General features: G+C 67.5%; 22 protein-coding genes. 9 read left to right on the forward strand and 13 right to left on the reverse strand.

What is annotated here, in order from left to right:
- Nucleotides 1-47: 47 nt before the first annotated feature.
- Both FDK12_RS13775 and FDK12_RS13780 read left to right on the forward strand, forming a co-directional pair.
- A complete protein-coding gene (locus tag FDK12_RS13775) occupies nt 48-698 on the forward strand; it encodes a GNAT family N-acetyltransferase (RefSeq protein WP_137370082.1) in 651 nt (216 codons plus the stop codon).
- A gap of 54 nt (nt 699-752) precedes the next feature.
- Complete coding sequence (locus FDK12_RS13780) at nt 753-3,209, forward strand: DEAD/DEAH box helicase (RefSeq protein ID WP_411266175.1); 2,457 nt, start codon at nt 753-755, stop codon at nt 3,207-3,209.
- Between the two features lie 164 nt (nt 3,210-3,373).
- Here the strand turns inward: FDK12_RS13780 and FDK12_RS13785 are convergent, their stop codons facing one another.
- The 7 genes from FDK12_RS13785 to ssd all read right to left on the reverse strand — a co-directional run bounded on the left by FDK12_RS13785 (nt 3,374) and on the right by ssd (nt 8,902).
- Nucleotides 3,374-3,688 carry an Rv3654c family TadE-like protein gene (locus tag FDK12_RS13785; protein WP_137370142.1) on the reverse strand — a complete coding sequence of 105 codons (315 nt, stop codon included), beginning with the start codon at nt 3,686-3,688 and terminating at the stop codon, nt 3,374-3,376.
- 136 nt (nt 3,689-3,824) lie between these two features.
- A complete protein-coding gene (locus FDK12_RS13790) occupies nt 3,825-4,148 on the reverse strand; it encodes a TadE family type IV pilus minor pilin (protein WP_223263288.1) in 324 nt (107 codons plus the stop codon).
- Nucleotides 4,149-4,288: 140 nt separating this feature from the next.
- Nucleotides 4,289-4,711, reverse strand: a complete 423-nt coding sequence (locus FDK12_RS13795; RefSeq protein WP_223263289.1) for a DUF4244 domain-containing protein — start codon at nt 4,709-4,711, stop codon at nt 4,289-4,291.
- Nucleotides 4,712-5,140: 429 nt separating this feature from the next.
- Nucleotides 5,141-5,842: a type II secretion system F family protein gene (locus tag FDK12_RS13800; protein WP_317616741.1), complete on the reverse strand. Its 702-nt coding sequence runs from the start codon at nt 5,840-5,842 to the stop codon at nt 5,141-5,143.
- A complete protein-coding gene (locus tag FDK12_RS13805; protein WP_137370085.1) occupies nt 5,749-6,552 on the reverse strand; it encodes a type II secretion system F family protein in 804 nt (267 codons plus the stop codon). The genes FDK12_RS13800 and FDK12_RS13805 overlap by 94 nt, the downstream gene beginning before the upstream one ends.
- Nucleotides 6,549-7,781, reverse strand: coding sequence for a TadA family conjugal transfer-associated ATPase (locus FDK12_RS13810; protein WP_411266172.1), 1,233 nt, complete (start codon nt 7,779-7,781; stop codon nt 6,549-6,551). Before FDK12_RS13810 ends, FDK12_RS13805 begins: the two co-directional genes overlap by 4 nt.
- Before the next feature lie 50 nt (nt 7,782-7,831).
- Nucleotides 7,832-8,902, reverse strand: a complete 1,071-nt coding sequence (ssd, locus tag FDK12_RS13815) for a septum site-determining protein Ssd (protein ID WP_137370086.1) — start codon at nt 8,900-8,902, stop codon at nt 7,832-7,834.
- Nucleotides 8,903-9,004: 102 nt separating this feature from the next.
- Between ssd and FDK12_RS13820 the strand changes: the two genes are divergently transcribed.
- Both FDK12_RS13820 and FDK12_RS13825 read left to right on the forward strand, forming a co-directional pair.
- Nucleotides 9,005-10,699 (forward strand): bifunctional 3'-5' exonuclease/DNA polymerase, encoded by a 1,695-nt coding sequence (locus FDK12_RS13820; RefSeq protein WP_137370087.1) that lies wholly within the window; start codon nt 9,005-9,007, stop codon nt 10,697-10,699.
- Between the two features lie 107 nt (nt 10,700-10,806).
- Nucleotides 10,807-12,306, forward strand: coding sequence for a hypothetical protein (locus FDK12_RS13825; protein WP_137370088.1), 1,500 nt, complete (start codon nt 10,807-10,809; stop codon nt 12,304-12,306).
- On the opposite strand, the gene FDK12_RS13830 is transcribed toward FDK12_RS13825, so the two are convergent.
- From FDK12_RS13830 to FDK12_RS13840, 3 genes are all read right to left on the reverse strand, one after another.
- A complete protein-coding gene (locus FDK12_RS13830; protein WP_137370089.1) occupies nt 12,218-12,901 on the reverse strand; it encodes an NUDIX hydrolase in 684 nt (227 codons plus the stop codon). The genes FDK12_RS13825 and FDK12_RS13830 overlap by 89 nt on opposite strands.
- Before the next feature lie 42 nt (nt 12,902-12,943).
- Nucleotides 12,944-13,747 carry an endonuclease III gene (nth, locus tag FDK12_RS13835; protein WP_137370090.1) on the reverse strand — a complete coding sequence of 268 codons (804 nt, stop codon included), beginning with the start codon at nt 13,745-13,747 and terminating at the stop codon, nt 12,944-12,946.
- Nucleotides 13,748-13,809: 62 nt separating this feature from the next.
- Nucleotides 13,810-15,210: a PrgI family protein gene (locus tag FDK12_RS13840; protein ID WP_137370091.1), complete on the reverse strand. Its 1,401-nt coding sequence runs from the start codon at nt 15,208-15,210 to the stop codon at nt 13,810-13,812.
- A gap of 284 nt (nt 15,211-15,494) precedes the next feature.
- Here FDK12_RS13840 and acs point away from each other — a divergent pair, with 284 nt between their 5' ends.
- Complete coding sequence (gene acs / locus FDK12_RS13845; protein WP_137370092.1) at nt 15,495-17,453, forward strand: acetate--CoA ligase; 1,959 nt, start codon at nt 15,495-15,497, stop codon at nt 17,451-17,453.
- Between the two features lie 131 nt (nt 17,454-17,584).
- Here acs and FDK12_RS13850 read toward each other — a convergent pair whose 3' ends face one another.
- Complete coding sequence (locus FDK12_RS13850; protein WP_137370093.1) at nt 17,585-18,007, reverse strand: organic hydroperoxide resistance protein; 423 nt, start codon at nt 18,005-18,007, stop codon at nt 17,585-17,587.
- A 250-nt stretch (nt 18,008-18,257) separates the two neighbouring features.
- Here FDK12_RS13850 and FDK12_RS13855 point away from each other — a divergent pair, with 250 nt between their 5' ends.
- The 4 genes from FDK12_RS13855 (at nt 18,258) to FDK12_RS13870 (ending at nt 23,151) form a co-directional block, all read left to right on the forward strand.
- Nucleotides 18,258-19,583 (forward strand): MFS transporter, encoded by a 1,326-nt coding sequence (locus FDK12_RS13855; protein ID WP_223263292.1) that lies wholly within the window; start codon nt 18,258-18,260, stop codon nt 19,581-19,583.
- A 7-nt stretch (nt 19,584-19,590) separates the two neighbouring features.
- Nucleotides 19,591-20,076 carry a type II 3-dehydroquinate dehydratase gene (gene aroQ / locus FDK12_RS13860; protein WP_137370095.1) on the forward strand — a complete coding sequence of 162 codons (486 nt, stop codon included), beginning with the start codon at nt 19,591-19,593 and terminating at the stop codon, nt 20,074-20,076.
- A gap of 55 nt (nt 20,077-20,131) precedes the next feature.
- Nucleotides 20,132-22,051, forward strand: coding sequence for an ABC transporter ATP-binding protein (locus tag FDK12_RS13865; protein WP_137370096.1), 1,920 nt, complete (start codon nt 20,132-20,134; stop codon nt 22,049-22,051).
- 98 nt (nt 22,052-22,149) lie between these two features.
- Nucleotides 22,150-23,151: a DUF5996 family protein gene (locus FDK12_RS13870; protein WP_223263293.1), complete on the forward strand. Its 1,002-nt coding sequence runs from the start codon at nt 22,150-22,152 to the stop codon at nt 23,149-23,151.
- Between the two features lie 83 nt (nt 23,152-23,234).
- On the opposite strand, the gene FDK12_RS13875 is transcribed toward FDK12_RS13870, so the two are convergent.
- The gene (locus tag FDK12_RS13875) at nt 23,235-24,176 is read right to left on the reverse strand and encodes an ABC transporter permease (RefSeq protein ID WP_137370097.1); all 942 of its coding nucleotides are present in this window, start codon (nt 24,174-24,176) and stop codon (nt 23,235-23,237) included.
- On the reverse strand, nt 24,173-25,177 hold the full coding sequence (locus FDK12_RS13880) for an ABC transporter permease (RefSeq protein ID WP_104116356.1): 1,005 nt from the start codon (nt 25,175-25,177) through the stop codon (nt 24,173-24,175). Before FDK12_RS13880 ends, FDK12_RS13875 begins: the two co-directional genes overlap by 4 nt.
- Nucleotides 25,178-25,206: the final 29 nt, after the last annotated feature.

The following is a 25,206-nucleotide window of genomic DNA, read 5'->3' on the forward strand; positions in this document are numbered from 1 at the left end:
GTGGCGTCGCCTGTGCTTGTCGGCCGGCGAGAACTATCGTTCAGCACATGGGCGCATCTGCAGACAACGAACTTCTCCAGACCTGGATAACCGGATGGACCGCATGTCGGGGTTACGAGCCGCACGACGACGGGCGCACCACCTCCGTTCTCCTGACCGACCAGCAGAACCAGACAGAGCACTTCCTCTTCGAGCCCGACACCGAGCGATTCCTGGAACTGGCGCAGGAGACGAAGCAGGACCCCACGCGCGTGCTGACCGTTGTCACGAACCGGGCGCAGGATCTGATGGACGCGGCAGCCCCGCTCCACATGCGCGTGACGGACCGCCAGCAGTCCCTGATGAGCGTCGACATGCACGGGCAGGACGTCGAGGACCCGCGCGCGCCAGGCGACGGTCTCACCCTCGAGCGCACCCGCGAAGGTACCTGCCGCCGCGTCACGGTGCACGCCGACGGGCTCCTCGCAGCGCGCGGTTCCGTGTCCGTAGTCGGCGACTACGCGGTCTACGACCGCATCGTGACCGAGGAGGGTTTCCGGCGCAGAGGACTGGGCAGCTACGTCATGCGAGCGCTGACCGCAGGGGTGCTGGAGGACGACGTCACCACCGGACTGCTCATGGCGTCCGCTGACGGACGGGCGCTCTACGAGTTCCTCGGGTGGCGGCACCTCGCCGACGTGTTCGTTATCAGAGGATAAGGGCGCTTACCCGAGTCCCTTCGCTCGGCCCGATGGGACAATTGCCGGGTGGCTGTGCGGAACCAATCGATCTCCCTGCTCGGGGGTGGACCCAACCCCGAGCAGCTGCTGCATGTCCGCGAGATACCGGCGCGCGATGCCGAGCACGCCCCCTGGCCCGCGTGGGCCCATCCTGACGTCATCGATGCCTTCGCCGCGCGGGGTGTCCGTGAGCCCTGGCGCCATCAGGTGGAGGGGGCCACGTCCGCCCATGGTGGAGCGCACACCATCATCGCGACGGGCACCGCCTCGGGGAAGTCCCTCTGCTACCAGCTGCCGGTCCTCGACGAGATCCACCGCAGCGAGCTGACGAACCGCGCCACGTTGGCCCCGAACGGCTCGGTGGCCCTTTACCTGGCACCGGCGAAGGCGCTTGCCGCGGATCAGTTGTCCGCGATCAACGCCTTGAAGCTGCCCACCGTTCGTGCAGAGACGTACGACGGCGACACCGAATCGGGTGCCCGCCGCTGGATCCGGGACCATGCCAATCTCATCCTCGCGAATCCGGACATGCTCCACTACGGCATCCTTCCCAACCACACCTGGTGGGCGCGGTTCTTCCGCCGGCTCAAGTACGTGATCATCGACGAGGCACATAGTTACCGGGGCGTGTTCGGGTCCCATGTGGCCAATCTCCTGCGACGGCTTCGCCGGATCTGCGCGAGCTATGGAGCGAACCCGGTGTTCATCGGGGCCTCCGCGACGTCGGCCGAACCTGCAGCGTCGTTCGGGCGCCTCATCGGCGCTCCGGCGCGTGCCGTCGACCGGGACAGCTCGCCGCACGGATCCACCACGGTCGCCTTCTGGGAGCCACAGCTCACCGGGATGAAGGGCGAGAACGGTGCTCCCACCCGGCGGACGGTCATCGCCGAGACATCGGACCTCCTCGCCAACCTGGTCTCCTCCCATGTGAGGACGATCGCCTTCATCAAGTCCAGGCGAGGGGCGGAAAGCATCGCACAGACATCCCGGCGCATGCTCGAGGACGTGCATCCGAGCCTCCCGCACCGCATCGCGGCCTACCGGTCGGGGTACCTGCCGGAGGAACGGCGCGCTCTCGAGAGGGATCTGCGTAGCGGTGAGTTGCTCGGGGTAGCAAGCACCTCCGCCCTCGAACTCGGTATCGACATCTCCGGACTCGATGCGGTCCTGGTGGCCGGGTGGCCGGGAACACGGGCGTCCCTGATGCAACAGATCGGACGTGCCGGTCGCTCGGGCCAGGACGCCATCGCCGCGTTCGTCGCCAGTGACGACCCCCTGGACACATATCTCGTGCACCATCCCGAGGCGGTCTTCGACCTCGCAGTGGAAGCCACCGTTTTCGATCCCTCCAACCCCTACGTACTCGGCCCGCACCTGTGCGCTGCAGCGGCCGAGCTACCCCTGACGGACGCTGACCTCGATCTGTTCGGCGCCACCTCGGAATCCCTGCTCGCAACCCTGTCTGAGCAGGGATTCCTCCGGCGCCGCCCTGCAGGGTGGTTCTGGACACACCCGCAGAGCGCGGCGGCGATGGTCAACCTCCGAGCGGACGGCGGTGGACCGATCAACATCGTGGAAGCGGAGTCCGGCGCCCTCCTCGGCACGATGGACTCTCCCCAGAGTCACTACCAGGCACATCCCGGGGCGGTGTACGTCCATCAGGGCCGCACCTATGTAGTGCAGGAGCTCAACGAGCAGGACCACTGTGCAGTGGTTGCCCGCGCGCATCCGGACTACTACACGCAGGCGCGGGACGTCACGCAGATCGAGGTGATCGGCCGCGATGTCAGCCAGCTGTGGGGCGGTGTCCTCGCGAACTTCGGTGATGTGAAAGTGACCACTCAGGTGGTCTCCTTCCAGCGCAAGGCCTTCTCCTCCAACGAGGTCCTCGGCGAGGAACCCCTGGAACTCGAGGCCCGCGACCTCTTCACCAAGAGTGTCTGGTTCGAGATCAGCCCCGAGTTGCTCGAGGCCGAGGGCATCCTCGCGGAGGAGCTGCCCGGAGCGCTGCACGCCGCCGAGCATGCAGCGATCGGACTGCTGCCTCTCGTCGCGTCGAGTGACCGGTGGGACATCGGCGGGGTGTCCACCGCCCTGCATGCCGACACCGGCCTCCCGACGATCTTCGTGTATGACGGTCATCCCGGCGGTGCCGGTTTCGCCGAGCGAGGGTTCGAGGCCGCACGGACCTGGTTGTCCGCAACCCGGGATGCCATCGAAGCGTGCGAGTGCGAGTCGGGCTGCCCGTCCTGCGTGCAGTCCCCCAAGTGCGGAAACCGGAACAACCCGCTGAGCAAAGGGGGTGCGGTTGCGGTGCTGACACTGATCCTCAGGGAGGCCGGCATTGCCATGGGATCCGGCGGTACGGGGACACCCGACGGCGCGGCCGACGCGAACCCGCCTACCGACCCGGTCCAGGGTGCGACTGGAACAACCCCGGCGACCTCCACCAGGACTGACGGAACCAGGAGCGGTGCACCAGCGGCCTGACCCTTCTGTCCGCACGCTGTGCGCACTCACGGCAGCTCGTCCAGCCATCCAAACACCTTCTCAAATCCGCGCACCTGATGGAGGACGCGCGCGGGGAAGTCCGCGGAACCTTGCCGAGGTGTCCGGCGCATCGTCTTCGAGCGGTGTCCGATGCTTTCTTGGGCTCACGGCGGAGGACCCGCTCGCGCTGCTCCGACCGCGTCCGGCAGAAGCCCTTCCACAGGGACCGACACGCGAATCTCCGCCGTTCCGGCCCCTGTTGCTCCTATCGAGCAATCACGCAGGGCAGCTCCTTGCCGTTGCGCGACCGATCCGGCGACCGAGCAGGGGTCACCAGCAGACAGACCCCGGGCAACATCAGCAGCAGCCAGTGCTGCCAGGTCCGCTGCTGTAGCTGCCTTCGATGCTGCCGATGCCGCCTGCAGCAGCAGGACGGCCGCGGCGATCAATAGTAGTGTCAGCAGCGCGAGAGCGGCCATCAGGAGTGTTCCCGCGCCCTGATCGGAACCCGCCACCGAACGAGTGCCGCGACCGAGGCGGCTACGTGACGCGCAGCGTGTGCGTCGCGCGCCGTTGGATACAGATCGTCGTCGCAGGCTGGTTGCACGGGCCTGCCTACCCACTGTGCTCGACCTTCCCCGTGGCTGTCGCGCTCAACTCGAGGCCCAGAAGGTCCACGACCGGTCCGTCGACCTTCGCCCGGACTTCAACGGTGGTCCACTCCGTCCCGCCCCCTACCGTCGTTGTCGCATCTTTCCCGGCCAATCGGCGGACCGTCTGCTGCACGGACTGATCGCTCTCGCCCCGCATCGCTTCCCGCGCTCCGGCACGAGCCGCTTCTTCAATCCGCAGCTGAACCGTGCCCACGTGAGCTGTTCCCAGTAGGAGCGCAAGGAGCACGACCAGGGCGGGAAGCACGACCGCAACCTCTGCGGTCACCGATCCGCGCTGACGTCCGTCGGCCTCGACTGGTGGCTCGATCTGCGCGGACGCTCGGCCCAGCCTGCTGGATTGGCAGCGTCTCTCCGTAGGGCCAGGAATACCCGATCGATGCTTCGAGCCGCCCTGGTCGCTCCTCACTAGCCGAAATTCAGTGCGGACGTGATCAGGGACATCAGGAGACCCTTGATCTCACCACTGGACAGCACAGCTACAAGAAGCGCGGCGAAACCTACCGCGGCGAGCGTCGCGATGGCGTACTCGGCAGTTGCCATTCCTGCCTCCCGGTCCAGCACCCCGGCCCGACGACGCCGTACTGTCCGTGCACTGGCTCTCTCCCGTCGTGCGTCGCGCCGACGGGTCTCCCGGTCATCGCCGCTCGCCTCGCTCGCAGCGCCCGGCACTCCGTCCTGTGAGCCCGCGAAGAAGCCACCCCACTGCCGCTGTCCGAACGGTTCGGACTCCACGGATCGCATGCGTGACTCGACCTGCCCGCCCTGTGCCTCGTGCTCGCCTGCTGACGAATCCGTATCCTGATCACCGGCCGCGGGCGTCAGCTGCACCAGGTTCCTGCCGCGCGGGCCGCCGGACGCGAGAACGCGTAGGCGGGTGCACTGCGTCTGCTCGGGCGAAGCACTGTCAGGCGGGTACTCGTCAATGCCCTGCCGTGTGCATCGAACCCGGAATGCCGAACCATTCTTCGTTGTCGGCTGCGTTCCAATAGACATGGAGTCTCCCTCGATCGACGCGGGGTATCTTCCCCGCGTTCCGCTAGTAGCGACGGCTATCGCTGCGACAACTCTGTCGAAGCAGCGCCGGACACGGAGTGCCGGGGCGGGCTAAGTGGACAACTGGAGCCAACCGTTCAGGCGTGTCCTCGCATCTAGCGTCTACGCGGGCATCGGCAGCAGGATCAGGCTGGTTCCCGTACCAGCACGGGGCACGTGGGAGGAGCGGGTTCCACCTCGACGCCGGTGCCCGTACCGCCGGTGCTACAGGGCAGGAAGGAGCCCCAGAACAACAGGAACGACTCCCAGGCAGATGAAGGCCGGCAGTGAGCACAGTCCGAGTGGCAGGACGAGCTGCACTCCGAGTGCCGCTGCTTTCCTCTCCATCTCCCGGTTATGTCGCCGTCTCAACTGGGCCGCGTGAGCGTGCAGGAGCGCCGCGGAAGGTGCACCCGTGGACGTCGCGAAGCGCAGACCCTGCCGCACTTCTTCGGCGCTTCGCACTGCCTGGTCCGTCAGCGCGATCATTCTGGGAAGTCCGCGCCGCCGCTGTGGGAGACGGTGATGGTGTGCGTCCAGTCCCGCGTCCCAAGCCGCGTTCCAGGACGCACCGAGCAACCTGGCTGCATGAACTCTCTGCAGTAGGAAGCCCATGGTGGGATCACAGGACGCCGCGACGACGGACAACGCGTACTCGACCGACGCGCCGCCAGTGAGGAGAGCGCCCAGCAGGTCGAGAATGAGCGGCGCCTCACGGAGGCCACGCTGACTGACCGCGCTCCGCGGTCTCACAGCGGGGCGCTTCACGCCCGCGGATCGAGCGTCGAGAACAATCGCTGCGCACGCCAGGAGGAACGACACCAGCAACCCCGTCACCGCGGCGTCCCTCCTCCAGCCCGCTGTACCAGACGCCGGGACCACACTCGTCCGGCAAGCATCAGCAGCGCTCCTGCCCCAAGAGCCCACCGTCCCAGCGGTGAAGCCACCAGCACCTCTATCGGGTTGATGCCGAGTGCGAAGCCGAGAACGATACCGACGGCCGGAAGCCAGGCGAGGAGAACGACTGTCGCGCGTGGTCCAGCCAGTGCTGTGTCCCGGGCTGACAAGCCGTCGAGCTGGGCGTCGAGCTGAGCGGCATAGTGCTCGAGAATCCCTGCCAGCGGTGCCCCGCTGCGCTCTGCCACCTCAAGGCACCCGGCGAGATCGATCCACATGCGGTCGGTGTGCTCCGCCCCGGAGATTCGACGACCGGTGCATCCCACGGAATCATCACGGAGCGCACCGGGGACACTCAGGCCGAGTTCAGCAGCACGACGTGCCCTGGCGACGACGGGAAGCACCGCACAGGAGAATCCGGTGCGCCCGTCGGCATGGACCTGCTCCATGTCCGCCCAGAGGACACGCGGCGGTCGCCCTGCTCGAAGGAGCCCGGCGAGTTGATGGACGAAGAGCGGGAGCTCATGCGGATCCATCGTCGGAGACTTGCCTGACAACCGCTGGACGAGCCTCTGCACACCCGCCGGTGCCGACGCCGTCGCATCATCCCGACGCTGCCCGGCACTGCCGCCGGCACCGGGGAACCGCACACGTTGGTCACGACGCCACTGCCCCGGACCCTGCAGGACGGTCACCGCGCACGCTGCGGCCAGCAGAACGGCCACCGTCATCCCTGTCATATCTGGACTCCGGTCCAGCCGACGCGACGGGCGAACTCCGGCCATGCTGTGCCTGCTCGGCACGCTGTCCCGTCATTCACCAGAACGGGCCTGACCACGAGTGTGTTGTCCGGACTCAACTCCAATAATCCGAGGCTCTCGACACGGCGACCCCTGGAATCACGCACCACGTGCACGAGGGCATCGAGGGCACTTGCAGCCTGGAGAGCCAGGGCCTCCGGGCTCAGTCCCGCGAGCGCTGCAAGTGCCCCCAGCCGTGCCGGTACCGCGTCGGCCGAATTAGCATGCACAGTCCCTCCGCCGCCGTCGTGCCCGGTATTCATTGCCGACAGCAGTTCCCGGACTTCCGCTCCGCGACACTCTCCGACGACCAGGCGGTCCGGCCTCATCCTGAGGGCTTGTCTCACGAGCTCGGTGAGGTCAAGCACGCCAGCCCCCTCCAGGTTGCCGTGGCGGGACTGGAGTCCGACAGTGTGTCGGTGGGCAGGGTTGAGTTCCGCTGCGTCCTCGACCAGCACCACTCGCTCATCCGGGGCAGCCAGGCCGAGGAGCGTGGAGAGCAGTGTCGTCTTCCCCGTCCCCGTGGCGCCGCTGATCAGGAAGTTCAAGCGGTGCTGCATCATCGACGTGAGTGCCTGAGCCATCACGGGCGCCACGGTTCCGCTGTCCACTAGTTCTGGCAGGGAGAAGACGCGGGAGCGTCTGATCCTTATCGACAGGAGCGTTCCCGCAGTCGAGATCGGTGGAAGCACAGCGTGGACCCGGAGGTTCTCCACCCGCACGTCGACCGCCGGACTTCCATCGTCGAGCCGCCTGCCACCTGCGGCTATCAGTCGGACGGCGAGCGAACGGACCTCATCATCGTGCTGGAAGACGCGGTCGATCTGCCGCAGGCCCGTCGCCCCGTCAACCCAGACGTCGTCCGGTCCATTGACGAGGATGTCCGTGACCGTACGGTCCGCAAGGAGGTGCTCGAGGGGTCCAAGTCCCTTGAGTTCTGCTCGGACACGATCCAGAACCGAGAGGGTGCCCTCGGAACCGAGAAGCCTGCCACTTGACCCGACGGCGCCGGCGAGCGCCGCACTGGTTGCCGGCACGGTTCCCGCAAGGACCGCCCTGCGCACGGTGTCCACCATCGACGCCGGGCCCTGGCTATCCTGCACGGCATGGCCCTCCTCGTGCCACCCCTCACCGCCCCGGTACCCCGTGTCGCTTCTCAGTACGCGCATCTGACGTCTCGTCAGCCCACCCTGCATATCGCCGCGAGTGTTCGCCTCTGTCATTCCAACAGCTCGATCGCGCTCGTGACGGAGCGAACAACCTTCCTCACGGATCGAGGCACCACGAAAGACACCATCCGGCCGGCTGCCTCGGCCTGGCGGGCGCCCCGCACGAACGGAAGGAACGGAAGCGGTCCGGGACGCCCCATCAGGTCCGCGACGAGCCACGCATCCAACCCTTCCTGTACTGGCCCGCGCAGGACGACCGTCATGGGTACCGAGTTGCGAGCGCGGAGAACCCCACCAGCTGCGGCGACGCTGCGCGGCCTCGACGGAACGAGGAGCACGACGTGGTCGCAGACCGCGCCGAGAAACCGGGCAGCGGGACCATTGCCGAGGTCGATGACCGTCACGTCGAAGGCTCCACGGGCGGCGTCGACGACCGCTCCGGAGGACGGCATAGCGCCACCGGGCCCTCCGCCGACCGTCCCCGCCCGCGCTGCATGCGACAGCACGGAGAGCCTGCCATCGCTGGGTAGGGCAGACGCGAGCTGCTCGGGGTTGAGCGTGCCCCGGATGTCGCTGAGGTCGTGCCACCGCACACCCGGGCGGTCCTCGATGCCGAGGGCGAGGTCGAGCCCGCCGTTCAGGGGATGTCCGTCCACCAGCACGGTCGACTTGCCCGCGCCCGCGATCTGGCGGGCGCACCAATAGGCGAACGTGCTGACCCCACAGCCCCCGGCAGCTCCGAGGAACCCGACGACGGACCCGGACGTGGCCGAACCCAGCCGGCGTCCCAGATACTCGGCAAGCCAGCCCGCCCCCTGCGGCAGGATGACTACACGGGAGGAGGCGAGGTTGGCGGCAGTCCCCCAGACCGAGTTTTCGTCCTCGGTCATGCCTACCACGATGACGTCCCGCTGACCCGTCGTCCCTCCGGCCGCTTGCTCGGGCCCGACGAGCAACACCACGGGATTCAGGGCCAGACCTTCGTCGAGACCAGGAACGAAGACGGGCGCCACCCCGGCCGAGGCGCACGCCCTGGCCACCAGATCCCGAACGCGTTGAGAACCTCCGGCGAGGACTACCGGCTGCCGTCGGGCCTCCATGGTCCACGTCTGCTGCGTCATGGACACAGCCTCGTCTCGCAGACCGCTTCCACGTACTCGCCCCGGTCCTATGTGGACAACACGGATTGCAGGAATGGCACCGGGTCGGCCGACAATGAGGGGATGTACATAGCCGTGGGGCCCGTCCCGTCGAGTGCCGGCGACGGGGCCGGCATCGCCCTTCAGGACCTCGATGCCCGCGGAGTCCGACGCGGTGACGCGATCGTCGTCGACCCCCAGCAGCTTGCGGAGGCGGTAGCACGTGCAGACGAACGGCGTCCTCGGTGGGTCTGGAACAGCACGCGGGAATGGTACCCGGACCTCCTGCGCGCGGGTGTCGACGTCGACCGGTGCTGGGACCTGGGCCTGACGCGGAACATCCTCGCGCACTCGGGATCGTGTCGGCCTTCCCCGTACGTCGACGCGGCGAGGGCAAGCGCGACGACGGACGACGGTACCGAGCCGGCCCGGGTCCTGATGCCACCTCCACCACCGCCGAACCAGCATTCGCTGTTCGATGAGCCCTGCGACCACGCCGGCCCCGCACTCGACGCTGTGATCGAGGAGTTCGGCGAGCAGCTGACCACCGCTGCCGAAGCGACAGAATCCGGACGACTCAACCTCCTGCTGGCGGCCGAGTCGGCTGGGTCCCTCATCGCCGCCGAGATGGAACACTCGGGGCTCCCCTGGCGCAAGGACGTCCACCAGGACCTGCTCGAACGCACCCTCGGACCGCGCCCGCCGGAGGGCAGGCGGCCGGCAGAACTCGAAAGGCTCGCCGGTGAGCTCCGGACAGCACTCGCGAGCCCTTCGCTCAACCCGGACTCACCGCAGGAGGTTCTGCGCGCGCTGCACAGGGCCGGAATCGAGGTCACGACGACGCGCTCCTGGGAGCTCGAGCGGCAACAGCACCCCGCCATCGCGCCACTCCTGACGTACAAAAAGCTGTCGAGGCTCATGACGGCGAACGGCTGGAACTGGCTCGACGCGTGGGTGCACGACGGCCGGTTCCGGCCCGAGTACGTGGTGGGCGGCGTGGTGTCCGGGCGGTGGGCGTCACGCGGTGGCGGTGCCCTGCAGATTCCCCGACAGGTCCGGGACGCGGTCCGTCCCGACGACGCGCATGTCTTCATCGTGGCCGACGCGGCGCAACTCGAACCGAGGGTCCTGGCGGCTCTCGGCCAGGATTCCGCGCTCGCCGCCGCAGCCAGGGACAGGGACCTGTATCAGGGGATCGCCGATCAGGGGTTCGGCGGCGACCGGGCCAAGGCCAAACTGGCGATGCTGGGAGCCATGTACGGCGCGACGAGCGGCGAGTCCGGTCGGCTGATGCCGCAGTTGACGCGCGCGTACCCGCGGGCGATCGGTGTCGTCGAGGCGGCCGCGAGATCAGGGGAAGCGGGAGAGGGCGTGTCGAGCTACCTCGGCCGGGGCTGCCCGCCCGCCTCGGATGAATGGCGTGCCAGGCAGCGGACGTCGACGGCGGAGGAGCAGCGCCGCGCGGATGCAGCCGCGCGCGCCCGGGGTCGTTTCACGAGGAACTTCGTGGTGCAGGCCTCTGCGGCCGAGTGGGCGCTCTGCTGGCTCGCCGAGATCCGGCGTCGATTGAAAGCCAGCAGCATTCCGGAACCAAGGAGCCGCATCGCCCTCTTCCTGCATGATGAGGTGGTCCTCCATGTCCCGTCGGAGCAGGCGGGCGATGCAGCAGTCATCCTGGAGGACGCTGCCCGGGCGGCCACCCATCTGATCTTCGGCGACATCCCCATCGAGTTCTCCATCAACACGGTGACCGTCGTGTCCTACGCGGACGCGAAGTAGGCAGACCGCACCGTCCGCGCGCCGTTTGTCCACATACCGTGGCCGCCTTTCCCGGTGCTCCTAAAGGGCCCGTACGGTGACATCACGAACGGGGAAGGGCGGTGCGCGTGAGCATCCTGAAAATCGATACGGACCGATACGGGGAAGCGGCAGGCCTCGCTGCTGTAGCGGGACAGGGAATCTCCGAAGCGGTCCTGTCGACGAACTCCGCGCTCATGCACACTGCCGGCATGGCGGGATGGGATGCGATGGGTGCGGAGTGGTCGGTCTCGTACGACAGTGCGGCCCGTGAAGTCCTCGAAGCCTGTCGCGAGCTCGCGCTCGCATCCTCGGACACATCGCGGGCGCTCACCTACTCCGCCGGTAACTACATCGATGCCGAGCACGTAGCGTCCATGGGGTTGTCCGAGCTTGTCATGCCGCTGCTGCCGGCATCCGTGCCGGATGCGACTGCTCCGAACCTGCCCTCCGCCGGCGGCGCCGACCCAGGGTGGCCCCCGCCGTGCTGGGACATCATCGCCGGCTTGGCGGGCGTCGTCTGGCCCGCGGGCAGCCCGGAGATGCTTCGGGCAGCCGGTACTGCGTGGTGCACCCTGGCCGACGACGTCGAGGCGAACGTCAGTGGTCCTGTCCGCTTCGCGCAGGACGCCGTGAACGGCCTGATGGCCGAGGATCTCACTCTCCTTCGTGAGCGCAGTGCTGCAATCCATTCAGCCGGAGTCGAGACCGCACATGCCTCGCGCGACATCGCAGCTGGCTGTACGTCCCTCGCCGAGGCTGTAGAAGCGGCTCATCAGGAGTTGATCGACGAGACGCAGTCGTTCGCCCTGGAGTGCGCCGGCCTGGTTGTGGCCGGCACCGCACTGAGCTTCGTCACACTCGGAGGGTCAGCAGTCATCACCACGCTCATCGGCGCCGCCCGCACCGCGCAGATGATCGCACGGGTGCATCAGGTGCTCACGCGGCTCGCTGCGCTCGCGCGCGCCGCCTCGGTATTCGCGTCGCGCATGCCAGGAGCTACTCGCCTCACAGCCGGGCTACAGGCCCTCGCCAAGACACCGGCTGTGCTAGGAACGGCCGCACGTTCCGCGGAACTGACACTCGTCACCGCGGTGCGTTCCCCGGTCATGGCGGCCACGTTGTCGCGGCTTGCACCTGCCGTCCGCATCGTCCGTCCGCTCGGGAAAGCCGGCATTCAGATCCTTGATTCGAAGGCGGTGTCCGTGGCCCTGTCCAGCCCGGCGGCGCTCGCCCGGGAGCAACTGGCGTGGCACGTCCGCCGAAACGTGCTGGGTTCGAGCGCGGTCAAAGGCGATCTGACCGAGCAGGCGTTCGCGGTGCTGCGGACGACGGGCTTCCGGGCGCCCCGGACGATGCCCGCGCTCGAAGCGACCCTTCGCGCCAAGGACCGGGTCGAGACCGTCATTGACCTCGCGGCGCTTCCCGCGTCATCCGTGGCGCGCTATGCGCCAGGGAAGATCGAAGGCCCAGCGGCCAGCGCAGCGGGGCCTGGCCGTCTCACAGCGGTGCAGGCATCTCCCGCGACCGGTCCCACGCCCGCGTCCAGCCGAGGCCGTCGAACATCGCGTCCAGCAACAGCGCAGTGAAACCCCAGATAACTGCATCGGACGTCAGGAAAGCGGGCGTGCGGCTCACGAACCCGTCTCGGCGCACCACGGCTGTTCGCCGCCGTGACGGATCCAGAAGAGTGCTGACCGGACATCGGAAAACCAGTTCGGACTCGGCCGCATCGACCGCGTGGACGGGCGACTCCTCTGCCCACCAGGCGAGCACCGGAGTGACCAGGAAGTTGCTGATCGGGAGCCCGACTTCCGGCAGCGTTCCCAAAATCTCGACGCCCTTCGGATCGAGCCCGGTTTCCTCCCGCGCCTCGCGTAGCGCCGCTGCCCCCTCGTCCACATCGCCCGGGTCGATAGCACCTCCCGGAAACGCGACTTGGCCGGGATGGTTGGCGAGCGACGCTGCGCGCATCACGAACAGGATGTCGAGGTCATCACGGGCGGCTTCCCCGGCGGAGCGGTGCAGCACGCCTTGACGAACTCCGACGAGGATGAGGACGGCGGCGCGACGGGTCCTCTCGGGGTCCAGCGCCCCGAACTGCCAACCGCTCGGCTGCAGCAGCACGGCATCGGGGCTTCCCATCCGTCCGACCCACTCGGTCAGCTCGCCGCGAGCGCTCATGCCAGGACCAGGGGAATGTGCTCCACCAGAGCACGTCGGGATTCAGGCACCCAGACCGTACCCGGCCTCGCGCAACTCTGCACGCGTTCGTCCTGCGCGCATCAGCTCGAGCAACTCTTCCCTGCCCGGAGCGAGTTCGTACTTGAGAAGCTTCGCAGCCTTCATGGGATCCGTCTCTCCCTCCCCGTAGGACGGGCACAGCGCAGCGATCGGGCATACGCCGCATGCCGGTTTCTTGGCATGACAGATCCGACGCCCATGGAAGACGACGTGGTGGGACAGCATCGTCCAGTCCTGGCGGTCGAAGAGAGCACCGACCTCGAGCTCCACCTTGACCGGATCCTCGGAGGCCGTCCATCCGAACCGGCCGGACAATCGGCCGAAGTGCGTGTCGACGGTGATGCCAGGGACACCGAAGGCGTTACCGAGGACGACGTTCGCGGTCTTGCGCCCCACACCTGGCAAAGTCACCAGGTCCTCCAGCCGGCCCGGCACCTCGCCGTCGTACTCATCGACCAGCCGACGGGACAACGCGAGGAGGCTGTTCGCCTTCGCCCGGTAAAACCCCGTGGGCCGGATGATCTCCTGCAGCTCGAGCTCGTTAGCCTCCGACAGCGCCTGGGCATCGGGGTAGCGCTCGAACAGTGCGGGCGTGGTGAGGTTGACCCTGACGTCGGTGGTCTGCGCCGAGAGAACCGTCGCCACCAGCAGCTCGAAGGCGTTGCGGAAGTCGAGCTCCGCCACCGCGTAGGGGTAGGTCTCGGCCAGGATCCTGTTGATCTTCCGCGCCCTGCGCTTGAGGGCGACCGGTGACTCTTCCTCGGTCTTCGCTTTCCTGCCTGCCACGTGCACCTCTCCTTCCAGCGATACCTCTCGAACACTGGGAATCAGTGGCGGAGGTCCAGGGCTCAGTCGCGGGGCGCGCGCTCGATGTTGCGCAGGTCGCGCAGGATGCCGACCGCGCCCGTGCGCTTGTCCTGCACGAGGAATTCACTTCCGCGGTCCTCGATTCCCACCTCCCAGTCGCCCGGCTGCAATGCGAACACTTCTCGCCCGGTCTGCTCGTCGAACACGGGCCTCGGGGACCCGACGGCAAACCAGAAGGCCTCGACAACAGGCTCTTCCTCGGCCGATCGCGTCGCCGTGATGGGCTCCTGCCGGCCCCGGTCCTCCGAGTGGCCGACCGTCGCGTACGTGCGCGTGGAGTCATCGGCTGCGACGTCCTGCAGGCGCGTCTGGTCGTTGGAAGGGGACGGGGACTGCGACGAGCGCGCCTCCGGCGTGCCGGCCGCGACCGAGTGATCCCGGCCCTCGCCCGTCTCGTCGTGAGCGGAGTCCCGATCGACGTCCTGAGCGAACCCCCGATCAACGTCCTGATCGACATCTTTACCGAAAGCATGCGCACCGGCGGGTGCTCCGTCCAGGCCCTGCCCAGCCTGCCTGCCTCCCGTTGCCGCCAGCCCAGACTGCCCGGATGCAGCAGCACCTGCTCCCACGGCACCGGCACCGCCGGCCCCGTAGAGACCCGCACCGTTCTGAAGAACCGCGGCGGCAGCCGGGTTCACACCCGCCTGGCCGTGGTGCCCGGAGCGAGGGTCCACTGCTCCAGGGGTCGTGCTCGCTTCGGCGGGCTTCGGCGGCTTCGGGGGGCGGGGACGCGCGGCGGCGATGGGGCGTGCCAGACGATGCGCCGGCACCTCCGGCCGACCAGCGAAGTCGTCCTTGATGATCGGCAGGAACGGCCCGACGACAGTCGCAGCCACCATGCCCAGTGAGCCGATCAGCGCCACCATCGGTCCGGCATGGAAGTCCGTGGCCGTCTGCAGGAAGAAGAAGGTCGCCGCCAGAACCGCTGAAACGGATGCGAACTGGTCGACTGACAGCGAACCGACGCGAAGGCCAGTGCCTCCCAGCCGACGTCCCGCAAGGAGTGCGAGCGCGATGACGGGCAGCAGTATCCCGATTCCCACGAAGAACAGCGGGACGCTGTTCCAGAAGTTGATGTACCGCACAATGCCGTCGACGAAGGGCAACAACGTACCGATGAACACGAGCGCAACGCCACCGCCGAACACCAGTTCCCGCAACGTGAAGGGACCCAGGAGGGCCTTGCTCGGACCCGAACCCTGTTCCTGGTCCGGCCCAGGCGCTCCGGACGCAGCGGTTCCGACCGGCTCCGTAGCGCTGGATGGAGAACCGCCGGCAGTGGACTCAGTCGCGACAGGCGATCGGCCAGCACCCTCGAGGTTCGCCTGTCGAGCCGTCTCGGAGGGGCCAGCATCGCGCTGCCCCTCGGTTGGTTCGGTCATGTCGTACTCCCGTTCGTCGCGCTGGTGCCGCCGACCATGGCCGAAGGCGTCGTTTATCTCCTTCCACCCTAGCCACCGGCCCGGGCCTTCTCCACCGACGCACTGCGCGGGCAGGAAGCCGTTCATCGCACAATCACCGCAACTCGGCTAGAGCCTGTGACGCGGGGCACACGTGCAGGCGGAGAACTCGATAGGGTTCCCCTAGAGCACGTGGTGGTGCGGCAAGTCGTCGCACCAGCCTGGGTCCGGTCCCGTCCACCGAACACGTCACAAAGGGGTAGAACATGAGCGCTGAACGGCAAGGCGACGCCTTCGAGAACCTGCTGCACGAGGAGCGTCGCTTCCCGCCCAGCGAGGAGTTCGCCGCGGATGCGGTTGCCCAACCGTCCCTCTATGACGAGGCTCGGAACGAGGGAACGGACTTCTGGGCGCGTCAGGCCCGGGAACTCCTCACGTGGGACAGGGACTTCACCGAGACGCTCGACTGGTCGGACGCACCTTTCGCGAAGTGGTTCGTGGGCGGAACTGTGAACGCCGCGTACAACGCCCTGGACCGTCACGTCGAAGCCGGTCTGGGCGACCGCGTGGCGATCCACTTCGAGGGTGAGCCGGGCGATACGCGCACCATCACCTATGCGGAGCTGACCCAGGAGGTCAAGAAAGCATCGAACGCTTTCGAATCGCTCGGCGTGCAGAAGGGCGACCGCGTCGCCGTCTACCTGCCGATGATCCCCGAAGCCGTGATCACGATGCTTGCGTGTGCCCGAATCGGCGCCGTCCACTCCGTGGTCTTCGGGGGGTTCTCGGCTGACGCTCTTCGTAGTCGCATCGACGACGCGGAGGCAAAACTCGTGGTCACCTCCGACGGAACCTACCGCCGCGGGAAGCTCAGCTCCCTCAAACCGGCCGTCGACGGCGCCCTTGAGAGAGAGGGCCACACTGTGACGAACGTCGTCGTGGTACGCCGCAACAACGAGCCCGTGGAGTGGACCGAGGGCCGCGACGTCTGGTGGCACGACGTCGTCGGCAACGCGCCGGACGAGCACATCGCGGTGGCGCACGACGCCGAGCACCCTCTGTTCATCCTGTACACCTCGGGGACCACCGGGAAGCCGAAGGGCATCCTGCACACGACCGGCGGCTACCTCGTCCAGACGGCATTCACGCACCGGAACACGTTCGATCTGCGCCCCGAGTCGGATGTCTTCTGGTGCACGGCGGACATCGGGTGGGTCACCGGCCACAGCTATGTCACCTACGCCCCCCTCGTGAACGGTGCGACGCAGTTGATGTACGAGGGCACACCGGACACGCCGCACCAGGGTCGGTGGTGGGAACTCATCGAGAAGTACAAGGTGTCGATCCTCTACACGGCCCCCACCGCCATCCGCACCTTCATGAAGTGGGGCCGCGACATCCCGAAGAAGTACGATCTCTCGTCGATCCGGGTGCTCGGTTCCGTCGGGGAGCCCATCAACCCCGAGGCGTGGATGTGGTACCGGGAGGTCATCGGCGGCGGAAAGGCTCCGATCGTCGACACGTGGTGGCAGACGGAGACCGGTGCCCACATGATCGCGCCGATGCCCGGCGTCACCGCGACCAAGCCCGGCTCCGCGCAGGTGGCCGTCCCCGGCATCGCCGTGGACGTCGTGGACGAGATGGGCGAGTCGGTGCCCAACGGATCGGGCGGCTACCTCGTGATCCGCGAACCGTGGCCGGCCATGCTGCGCGGCATCTGGGGTGACCCGCAGCGGTTCAAGGACACGTACTGGTCCCGCTTCGACGCGATGTACTTCGCCGGTGACGGCGCGAAGAAGGACAGCGACGGCGACATCTGGCTTCTCGGCCGGGTCGACGACGTCATGAACATCTCGGGCCACCGCCTCTCCACGACCGAGATCGAGTCGGCACTGGTGAGTCACCCGTCCGTGGCGGAAGCGGCGGTCGTCGGGGCGAGCGACGAGACGACGGGCGAGGCGGTGGTCGCGTTCGTCATCCTGCGCGGGTCCGCGAAGGACGACGACGACATCGTCACCACGCTGCGCAACCACGTCGGCAAGGAGATCGGCCCGATCGCGAAGCCGCGGAACATCCTGGTGGTCCCCGAACTGCCGAAGACACGTAGCGGGAAGATCATGCGCCGGCTGCTCAAGGATGTCGCCGAGGGTCGCGAAGTGGGCGATGCGACCACGCTGTCGGATCCCACGATCATGCAGCAGATCGCAGTCTCGCTCAGGAAGTAGGGCTCGCTCAGGAGGTAATGGGGCGGGTACGGCCCCGGGGCTCGGGGCCGGGACAGGAGAAGGACCCCTGCATCTGCTGGGGTCCCTTTCCTACCGGCGGGACGATACCGGCGACACGCGCGGGACAGAAATCAGCCGATCGTCGCGTCGACGGTGACCTCGATGTTCCCGCGGGTCGCGTTCGAGTAGGGGCACACCTGGTGCGCCTGCTCGACGAGCCGGTCCGCCGTCTCCTGGTCCACCCCGCCGATCTCCGCATGCAGGGCGACGGCGAGCTGGAACGCACCGCCCTCGACCGGAGCGATGCTGACCTCCGCTGTGACTGCTGTATCACTGATCCGGGCCTCGCTGCGGCTCGCGACGAGCTTCAGGGCACTGTGGAAGCACGCCGCGTAGCCGACGGCGAAGAGCTGCTCCGGATTCGTTGCTCCACCGGGACCGCCCATCTCCCTGGGCACGGCCAGGTCGACGACGAGTTGCCCGTCGTCGGTGCGGGCTGCACCGTTCCGCCCGTCGCCGGTTGCCGTGGCCACTGCTGTGTACAGAGCACTCATGCTGTCCATCCTTCGGTCGTGGAGCCTGGCTATCCGCCCGCCCCGTGGGTTACCAGCTGGTAACCCTACCTCTGGACGGATTCCCGGGATGCAGCGCGGGAGGTCGCTTCCCCCGGGGAAGACCCTCGGTGGGGGACGACGAGGAGCCTTTTAGTGCGAGTCCGCGCTCCCGGATGCGGCCAGCCGCCGGGCAGTGTGATGTTCGTCGTGAAAGATGGCCCCGCGCAGAGGGCGAGAGGACAATTTCAGCGTGTCCACAACCGTGCAGCAGCCCCCCGTATCGAATCCGCGCATGGCCCGTCGTGTCGCCGGAGCCTCTTTCGTCGGAACCGCCCTCGAGTCCTACGACTTCTATGTGTTCGGCACAGCAGCCGCGCTCGTCTTCAACACAGTCTTCTTCGCTGAGCAGGATCCACTGGCCGGCACCCTCTCCGCTTTCCTCGTCTTCGCGATGGGCTTCGTCGCCCGCCCCCTCGGCGCCATCCTCTTCGGTCATCTGGGTGACAGGATCGGGCGCAAGCGGACCCTCATCTGGACCATCACGCTGATGGGTGTCGCGACCGGGACCGTAGGACTGCTCCCCGACTACAACACCATCGGCATCTGGGCACCGATCATCCTCACGGTGCTGCGGTTGCTGCAGGGTCTTTCACTCGGCGGTGAATGGGGCGGTTCCATCCTCATCGCAACCGAGCATGCCGAGCCCCGCAAGCGAGCGCTCTACGCGTCCATCCCGCAGCTCGGCTCCCCCGTCGGCACCATGCTGATCTCGGCCATCTTCCTGATCCTCGCCGTCGTCGCACCCGATGTCATGACCACGTGGGGTTGGCGGATTCCCTTCCTGCTCGCCTTTCCCTTCCTTGCCGTGGCGATCTACCTCCGCCTCGCCATCGATGAGACGCCCGTGTTCGAGGAGACGAGCCGGAAGCAGGCGCTGCCCCGCGTCCCGTTCCTGGAGGTCCTGAAGTCCCAGCCCGCCGCCATCGTGGTCGCGATAGCCTCAGCTGTGCTCGGCATCGGGTCCTACTTCCTGATGGTCACCTACACGCAGGCGTACGGCACCCAGACGCTCGGGTTGTCGCAGGAGACGGTTCTGAATGCGGCCCTCGTCGGGTCGATCCTGCAACTCGTCACCATCCCTGCCTTCGGCTACCTCGCGACGCGCGTCGGCTCGGCGAAGGTCGTCGCGGGGGGCGCTCTCGGAACCGCGCTCATCGCCTTTCCGCTGTACTGGATCATCAGCATCGCCACCGAACCGATGTACGTCGCCGCGATCATCCTCGGCGGAATCCTCCCGACGGCCAGCTGGGCAGCGCTCGGCGGACTGATGGCTGACATCTTCAGGCCTGCGACGGCGTTCACCGCGCTCTCCTTCGCCTACAGCATCGCCGCGATCGTCGCCGGCTTCGCGCCGTCGATCACGCAGCAGTTCGGAATCGCCACGGACGGCGCCTGGTGGCACCCCGGCGTCGTGCTCGCGTCCATGAGCCTCGTGACGGTTGCCGGCGCCCTCGGCGCGGTACGCCTGCGTTCTCGCCTCATCGATCCGGTGGGTACCCGAGCAGGTGCGGCATAGTTAGGGCATGACCCCCGCGCGCGCACCCAGCATCCTCGTGATCAACGGACCGAACCTGAATCTGCTCGGCAGCCGGGAACCGTCCGTCTACGGCTCGTCCACGCTCGACGACGTCGTCCGCCTCGCGGAGACCGCAGCGCAGCAGCACGGCTGCACCACGACGGCGATGCAGTCCAACCACGAGGGTGAGATCATCGATGCGATCCACGCCGCCCGGCTGACCGTGGACGGAATCGTGATCAACGCGGGTGCGTTCACCCACACCTCGATCGCGATCCGTGATGCCTTGTCCGGCGTCGCGCTACCGGTCGTGGAGGTCCACATCAGCAATGTGCATCGACGCGAGGAGTTCCGTCACCACTCCTACATCTCCGCGGTGGCCGACGCCGTGATCGTGGGAGCGGGCATCGACGGATACCGCCTGGCGGTGGACCATCTCGCCGCACGGCTCGTGGCGACGGCCGCCGGTTCCGTATCGTCACCAGAAAGTTAGCTCCGTCGCCGCCCGTTGGACGGCGACGGGATCGCCCATAGGGCACGATGGTGCTATGACGGACATCACTCCCGCCGAGAGCGCGACCGACCAGCCCCATGACCCCGACGCACCCCTGCTCGAGGTGCGGAATCTCGCAGTGAGCTTCCGGACGACGCACGGTGAGGTGCAGGCGGTCGAGGACGCGAGCTTCACGCTCAAGCGCGGCAGTGCCCTGGCGATCGTCGGTGAATCCGGCTCGGGCAAGTCGACGACGGCGATGGCGTGCATCGGATTGCTGCCGGGCAACGGCAGGGTCACCTCGGGCAGCATCCTGTTCGAGGGACAGGACCTCGTGAAGCTGTCGGAGTCGAGGATGCGCTCCATTCGCGGCAGGGCCATCGGCCTGGTGCCGCAGGATCCGATGTCCAACCTGAATCCGGTGACGAAGATCGGCACGCAGGTCGCCGAGACACTCCTGGTGCACGGCATGGCGACCAAGAAGGACGTGAAGCAGCGAGTCATCGAGGTACTGACGGCCGCCGGGCTTCCGGATGCGGGCGAGCGCGCCAAGCAGTACCCGCACGAGTTCTCGGGCGGCATGCGCCAGCGGGCGCTGATCGCGATCGGCCTCGCCTGCCAGCCGCGGCTGCTCATCGCCGACGAGCCGACGTCCGCCTTGGACGTGACGGTGCAGCGCACCATCCTCGACCAGATCGAGACGATGACCGAGCGACTCGGCACATCGGTCCTCCTGATCACCCACGATCTCGGCCTCGCCGCCGAGCGTGCCTCGCAGCTCGTGGTCATGCACCGGGGCCGGGTTGTCGAGACCGGCCCTGCCGATCAGTTGCTCAACGACCCGCAACACCCCTACACGCAGTCACTCGTACGGGCTGCGCCGAGTGTCGCGGCCGTGCGCCTGCGCCCGGGCGCATTCACCGCGGATGCGGCAGCCCGGCTCAAGCTGGCCGAAGCCGTGTTCGCGGAGCACGAGGCCGGGCACCAGAGCGGGAGCACGGACGCCGCGCTCCCGGACGGCGGTGGCCGACCCGCGGCTGATTCCGTCACCGCGGGCTCCACCTCCGATTCATCCCGCGGAGGCACCGGAGCCCACGCTGCGACGTCGTCGTCGGACCGCCCGGCAGCTCCGGTCGGGGCCGGCAGCTCTGGAAGGCAGGCGGTTCAGACCGCTCCCGCCAATATCGTCGAGATCCGGGACCTCACGAAGATCTACAAGCGCCGGGGCAGCAAGGAGGACTTCTACGCTGCGAAGAACGTCACGCTCGACGTCCCGCGCGGACAGACTGTGGCGATCGTCGGAGAGTCCGGCTCGGGCAAGACGACGACGGCGCGCATGCTCCTGAAGCTGATCGAGCCGACATCGGGCACCATGACCTTCGACGGCATGGACGTCGCGACCCTCGACAAGGCGCAGCTCAACGACTTTCGCCAGCGTGTGCAGCCCATCTTCCAGGACCCCTACTCCTCCCTGAACCCGATGTTCACGATCGAGCGCATCGTCGAGGAGCCGCTCAATGCCTACAAGCGCGGGTCGAAGAAGGAACGCTCGGCGCGCGTGCGTGAGCTGATGGACCAGGTATCGCTCCCGCAGAACGCCTTGCGGCGCTATCCGGCGGAGCTCTCGGGCGGGCAGCGGCAACGCGTCGCGATCGCGCGCGCCCTCGCCCTGCAGCCGGAGCTCATCGTGTGTGACGAACCGGTCTCCGCGCTCGACGTGCTGGTGCAGGCGCAGATCCTCAAACTCCTCGGCGAGCTGCAGTCCGAACTGGGGCTGAGCTACCTCTTCATCTCGCACGACCTGGCCGTGGTGCGCCTCATCTCGGACTACGTCTGCGTGATGAAGGATGGCGAACTGGTCGAGGCCGCAAGCTCCGAGGAGGTCTTCCAGAACCCGCGACACCCCTACACTCGGAAGCTTCTGGCCTCGATCCCCGGCAACGAGCTCAATATCTCCCAGGAGCTGGCGTCCTAGCGCCACTCGTCAGCTGATCGGAAACGGAAGCCTGCGCGTGGGTGCGCCATGGCATCCCGGCACCGGTTACCGTCGGGCGACTGTGGGTGCCCGGGAGCATGAACGACAGGCACATCACGACAACGGAGGACACGATGACCGAGCGGGGCACCACGAATGGAACGACGGGCGAATGGCCCGAGTTGCGCGTAGCGGACTGGCAGGACACTCAGGCAACCCTGCACATGTGGATGCAGGTGGTCGGCAAGATCAGGATGGCGCACGCTCCGCTGGTGAACCACTGGTGGCAGGTGCCGCTCTACGTGACCCCTCGCGGTCTCGGCACGTCGTCGATCCCCTACGGGCACGGCATGTTCGACCTGGAGTTCGACGTCGTAGCCCACCGCCTGCTCGTGAGGAGCTCGTCCGGGGAGGACCGCAGCGTGCCCCTCGAGCCGCAGTCCGTGGCCCGGTTCCACGAGCGGACGCTGACGGCCCTGGCCGAACTCGGTATCGATGCACCCATCCGGCCGGTTCCCACCGAAGTGGATCCCGCCGTTCCTTTCGCGGAGGACCACCACCACGCGTCCTACGACGCGCACGCCGTGACGGCATTCTGGCGGCAGCTGATCCAGGCGGAGCGCGTGATCACGCGCTTCCGCGCGGAGTTCCTCGGAAAGGTCAGCCCCGTGCACTTCTTCTGGGGAGGCATGGACCTCGCGTGCACGCGTTTCTCCGGCCGATCGGCTCCCACCCATCCCGGTGGCGCCCCGAACTGCGCCGACTGGGTGATGGAGGAGGGGTACTCCCACGAGCTCTCCAGTTGCGGGTTCTGGCCGGGCGGCGGCGAGGAGGGCGCGTTCTACTCGTACGCGTACCCTGAACCCGAGGGCTACCGCGAGACGCCCATCGACGTCGACGGCGCCTACTACAGCGCCGAGTTCCGACAGTTCCTGCTGCCGTACGAGGCAGTGCGCCGTGCGGAGAATCCCGACGCCGCCCTGCTCGAGTTCCTGCGCGCGACGTACCGAGCTGCGGCGACGGCGGGCGACTGGGACTCCGGTCTCCTCACCGACCCACACCGCCTGGACAAGCACGCCCGGTCCTCGACCCCGGCATAACCCACCTACCCGGCTGCCGCCGTCGCACACGGAAGCGGCCGCCGAATCCCCGTTCGGTGGCCGCTTCTCGTGTTCGCAGATGCCTACTTCTTGCGGGTCTTCGGATCGAGGGCCTCGCGCAGGGACTCCCCGAGCAGGGTGAACCCGAGCGCCGTGATGGCGATGCAGGCGCCGGGCAGGAAGGCCAGCTGCGGGGCGACCGCGAGCTCGACCTGGGCGTAGGTCAGCATGCGCCCCCATTCGGCTGCCTGAGGCAGTCCACCACCTAGGCCCAGGAAGGACAGCGCAGCCGCATCGATGACGGCGGTCGCGAGCGTGAGGGTCGCCTGCACGATTACCGGCCCCATGCTGTTCGGCAGCAGGTGGCTCATCGTGATAGTCCGGCGGCTCAGGCCGAGGGTCTGAGCGGCCAGGATATAGTCCGCACCGCGCTGGGAGAGCATCGAGGACCGCAGGAGCCGCGCGAAGATCGGAATCTGCGAGACACCGATGGCGATCATGATCGCGTAGGAACTCTGCCCCAGCACCGCGGCGATACTGACCGCGAGCAGGAGATTGGGAACGGACAGCAGGATGTCCACGAAGCGCATGATCACGTTGTCCACCCACCCTCCGAGACCGCCGGCGAGGATGCCGAGCAGCATGCCGCCGGCGAGCCCGAGCGCCGTCGAGACCACCCCGATCAGCAGGGAGGCCTGTGCGCCCCAAATGAGCTTGCTCAGGACGTCACCACCGAAGCGGTCGAGACCCAGCGGGAATCCCTCGATCTCGCCCGGACCCGGGATGGTGGTCGGAGTGATCGAGGTGCGCCCCGGGAGGTCGTCCCCGCCGTACGGCGCGAGGAGAGGGGCGAGGATCGCCACGAGCAGGAACAGTCCGATGATGACGGCGCCCACGATCGCCTGCGGGTTCTTGCGCAGCCGGAGGAAGGCGTCCTTCCACAGGCCGGTGCCCCGCCCCGTGTCGATGGCGGGATCGTTGGGAGCCGCTGAACCGCCGGCGGCGGGAGGCAGGATGGTACTCATTGCACACGCACCCTCGGGTCGATGACGGAGTAGGAGAGGTCGACGATCAGGTTGATCAGCGCGTAGAGGATCGCGATGAAGATGATGAAGCCCTGGAGAACCGGATAGTCGAGCCCGAAGATGGCATCACGCAGGAACCGGCCGATCCCGTTGAAGGCGAACACGGTCTCGGTCAACACCGCGCCCGAGATCAGCAGGCCCAGCTGCAGCCCGATCGTCGTGACGACGGGAAGCATTGCATTCCGCAGGATGAAGCTCCCGCGGATGGTCCGCTCCATGAGTCCTTTTGCCCGCGCCGTGCGGACGTAGTCGGCATTCTGTACCTCGAGGACCGACGCCCGGGTGATGCGGACGATGATCGCCAGCGGGATGGTGCCGAGAGCAAGCCCGGGGAGGATGAGGTGGAGGAAGGCGTCCCACGCGGCGTCGTACTCGCCCGTCAGCAGTCCGTCGAGGACGTAGAACTGCGTGTAGTGCGTCGCGTCCATGCGGGGGCTTTGCCGACCGTCCGGAGGCAGGAGGGACCACTGGATGGCGAAGAGGTATTTCAGGATGAAGGCCAGGAAGAAGACGGGCACGGTGATGCCGACGAGGCTCAGGACCACGGAGCTGTGGTCGAGGAACCGGCCGTAGTGCCGCGCGGCGAGGTAGCCCAGCGGCACCCCGACGCCGATGGCGAAGATCAGGGCGATCACCGTGAGCTCGAGGGTCGCCGGGAAGCGGGTGGCGAACTCCTCGAGGACGGGACGCCCGGTGTTGATCGACACGCCGAAGTCGCCCTGGAGCAGCTTGCCGATGTAGGTCAGGTACTGCGTGATGAGGGGTCGGTCGAAGCCGTAGAGCTCGTTGACCCGGGCGATCGCCTCGGGGGTCGCCTTCTCCCCCAGCAGGGCTGTCGCCGGACCGCCGGGGAGGCTGCGCACCCAGAGGAACAGCAGGATGGACAGTCCGAACAGGGTGGGGATGAGCAGGGCTAGCCGCTTACCGATGACGCGTAACACTCAGTTCCTTCCGGGTTGACCGGCTGCTG

The organism is Arthrobacter sp. NamB2, from assembly GCF_005281365.1.
Classification (GTDB): domain Bacteria; phylum Actinomycetota; class Actinomycetes; order Actinomycetales; family Micrococcaceae; genus Arthrobacter_D.

What these genes read in the sequence shown, in the direction of transcription:
- FDK12_RS13775 (WP_137370082.1), top strand. Translation starts at nt 48, where the DNA reads ATGGGCGCATCTGCAGACAACGAACTTCTCCAGACCTGGATAACCGGA.
- FDK12_RS13785 (WP_137370142.1), bottom strand. Translation starts at nt 3,688, where the DNA reads ATGGCCGCTCTCGCGCTGCTGACACTACTATTGATCGCCGCGGCCGTC.
- FDK12_RS13805 (WP_137370085.1), bottom strand. Translation starts at nt 6,552, where the DNA reads ATGACAGGGATGACGGTGGCCGTTCTGCTGGCCGCAGCGTGCGCGGTG.
- FDK12_RS13810 (WP_411266172.1), bottom strand. Translation starts at nt 7,781, where the DNA reads ATGCGCGTACTGAGAAGCGACACGGGGTACCGGGGCGGTGAGGGGTGG.
- ssd (WP_137370086.1), bottom strand. Translation starts at nt 8,902, where the DNA reads ATGACGCAGCAGACGTGGACCATGGAGGCCCGACGGCAGCCGGTAGTC.
- FDK12_RS13820 (WP_137370087.1), top strand. Translation starts at nt 9,005, where the DNA reads ATGTACATAGCCGTGGGGCCCGTCCCGTCGAGTGCCGGCGACGGGGCC.
- FDK12_RS13830 (WP_137370089.1), bottom strand. Translation starts at nt 12,901, where the DNA reads ATGAGCGCTCGCGGCGAGCTGACCGAGTGGGTCGGACGGATGGGAAGC.
- FDK12_RS13840 (WP_137370091.1), bottom strand. Translation starts at nt 15,210, where the DNA reads ATGACCGAACCAACCGAGGGGCAGCGCGATGCTGGCCCCTCCGAGACG.
- acs (WP_137370092.1), top strand. Translation starts at nt 15,495, where the DNA reads ATGAGCGCTGAACGGCAAGGCGACGCCTTCGAGAACCTGCTGCACGAG.
- FDK12_RS13850 (WP_137370093.1), bottom strand. Translation starts at nt 18,007, where the DNA reads ATGAGTGCTCTGTACACAGCAGTGGCCACGGCAACCGGCGACGGGCGG.
- aroQ (WP_137370095.1), top strand. Translation starts at nt 19,591, where the DNA reads ATGACCCCCGCGCGCGCACCCAGCATCCTCGTGATCAACGGACCGAAC.
- FDK12_RS13865 (WP_137370096.1), top strand. Translation starts at nt 20,132, where the DNA reads ATGACGGACATCACTCCCGCCGAGAGCGCGACCGACCAGCCCCATGAC.
- FDK12_RS13870 (WP_223263293.1), top strand. Translation starts at nt 22,150, where the DNA reads ATGAACGACAGGCACATCACGACAACGGAGGACACGATGACCGAGCGG.
- FDK12_RS13875 (WP_137370097.1), bottom strand. Translation starts at nt 24,176, where the DNA reads ATGAGTACCATCCTGCCTCCCGCCGCCGGCGGTTCAGCGGCTCCCAAC.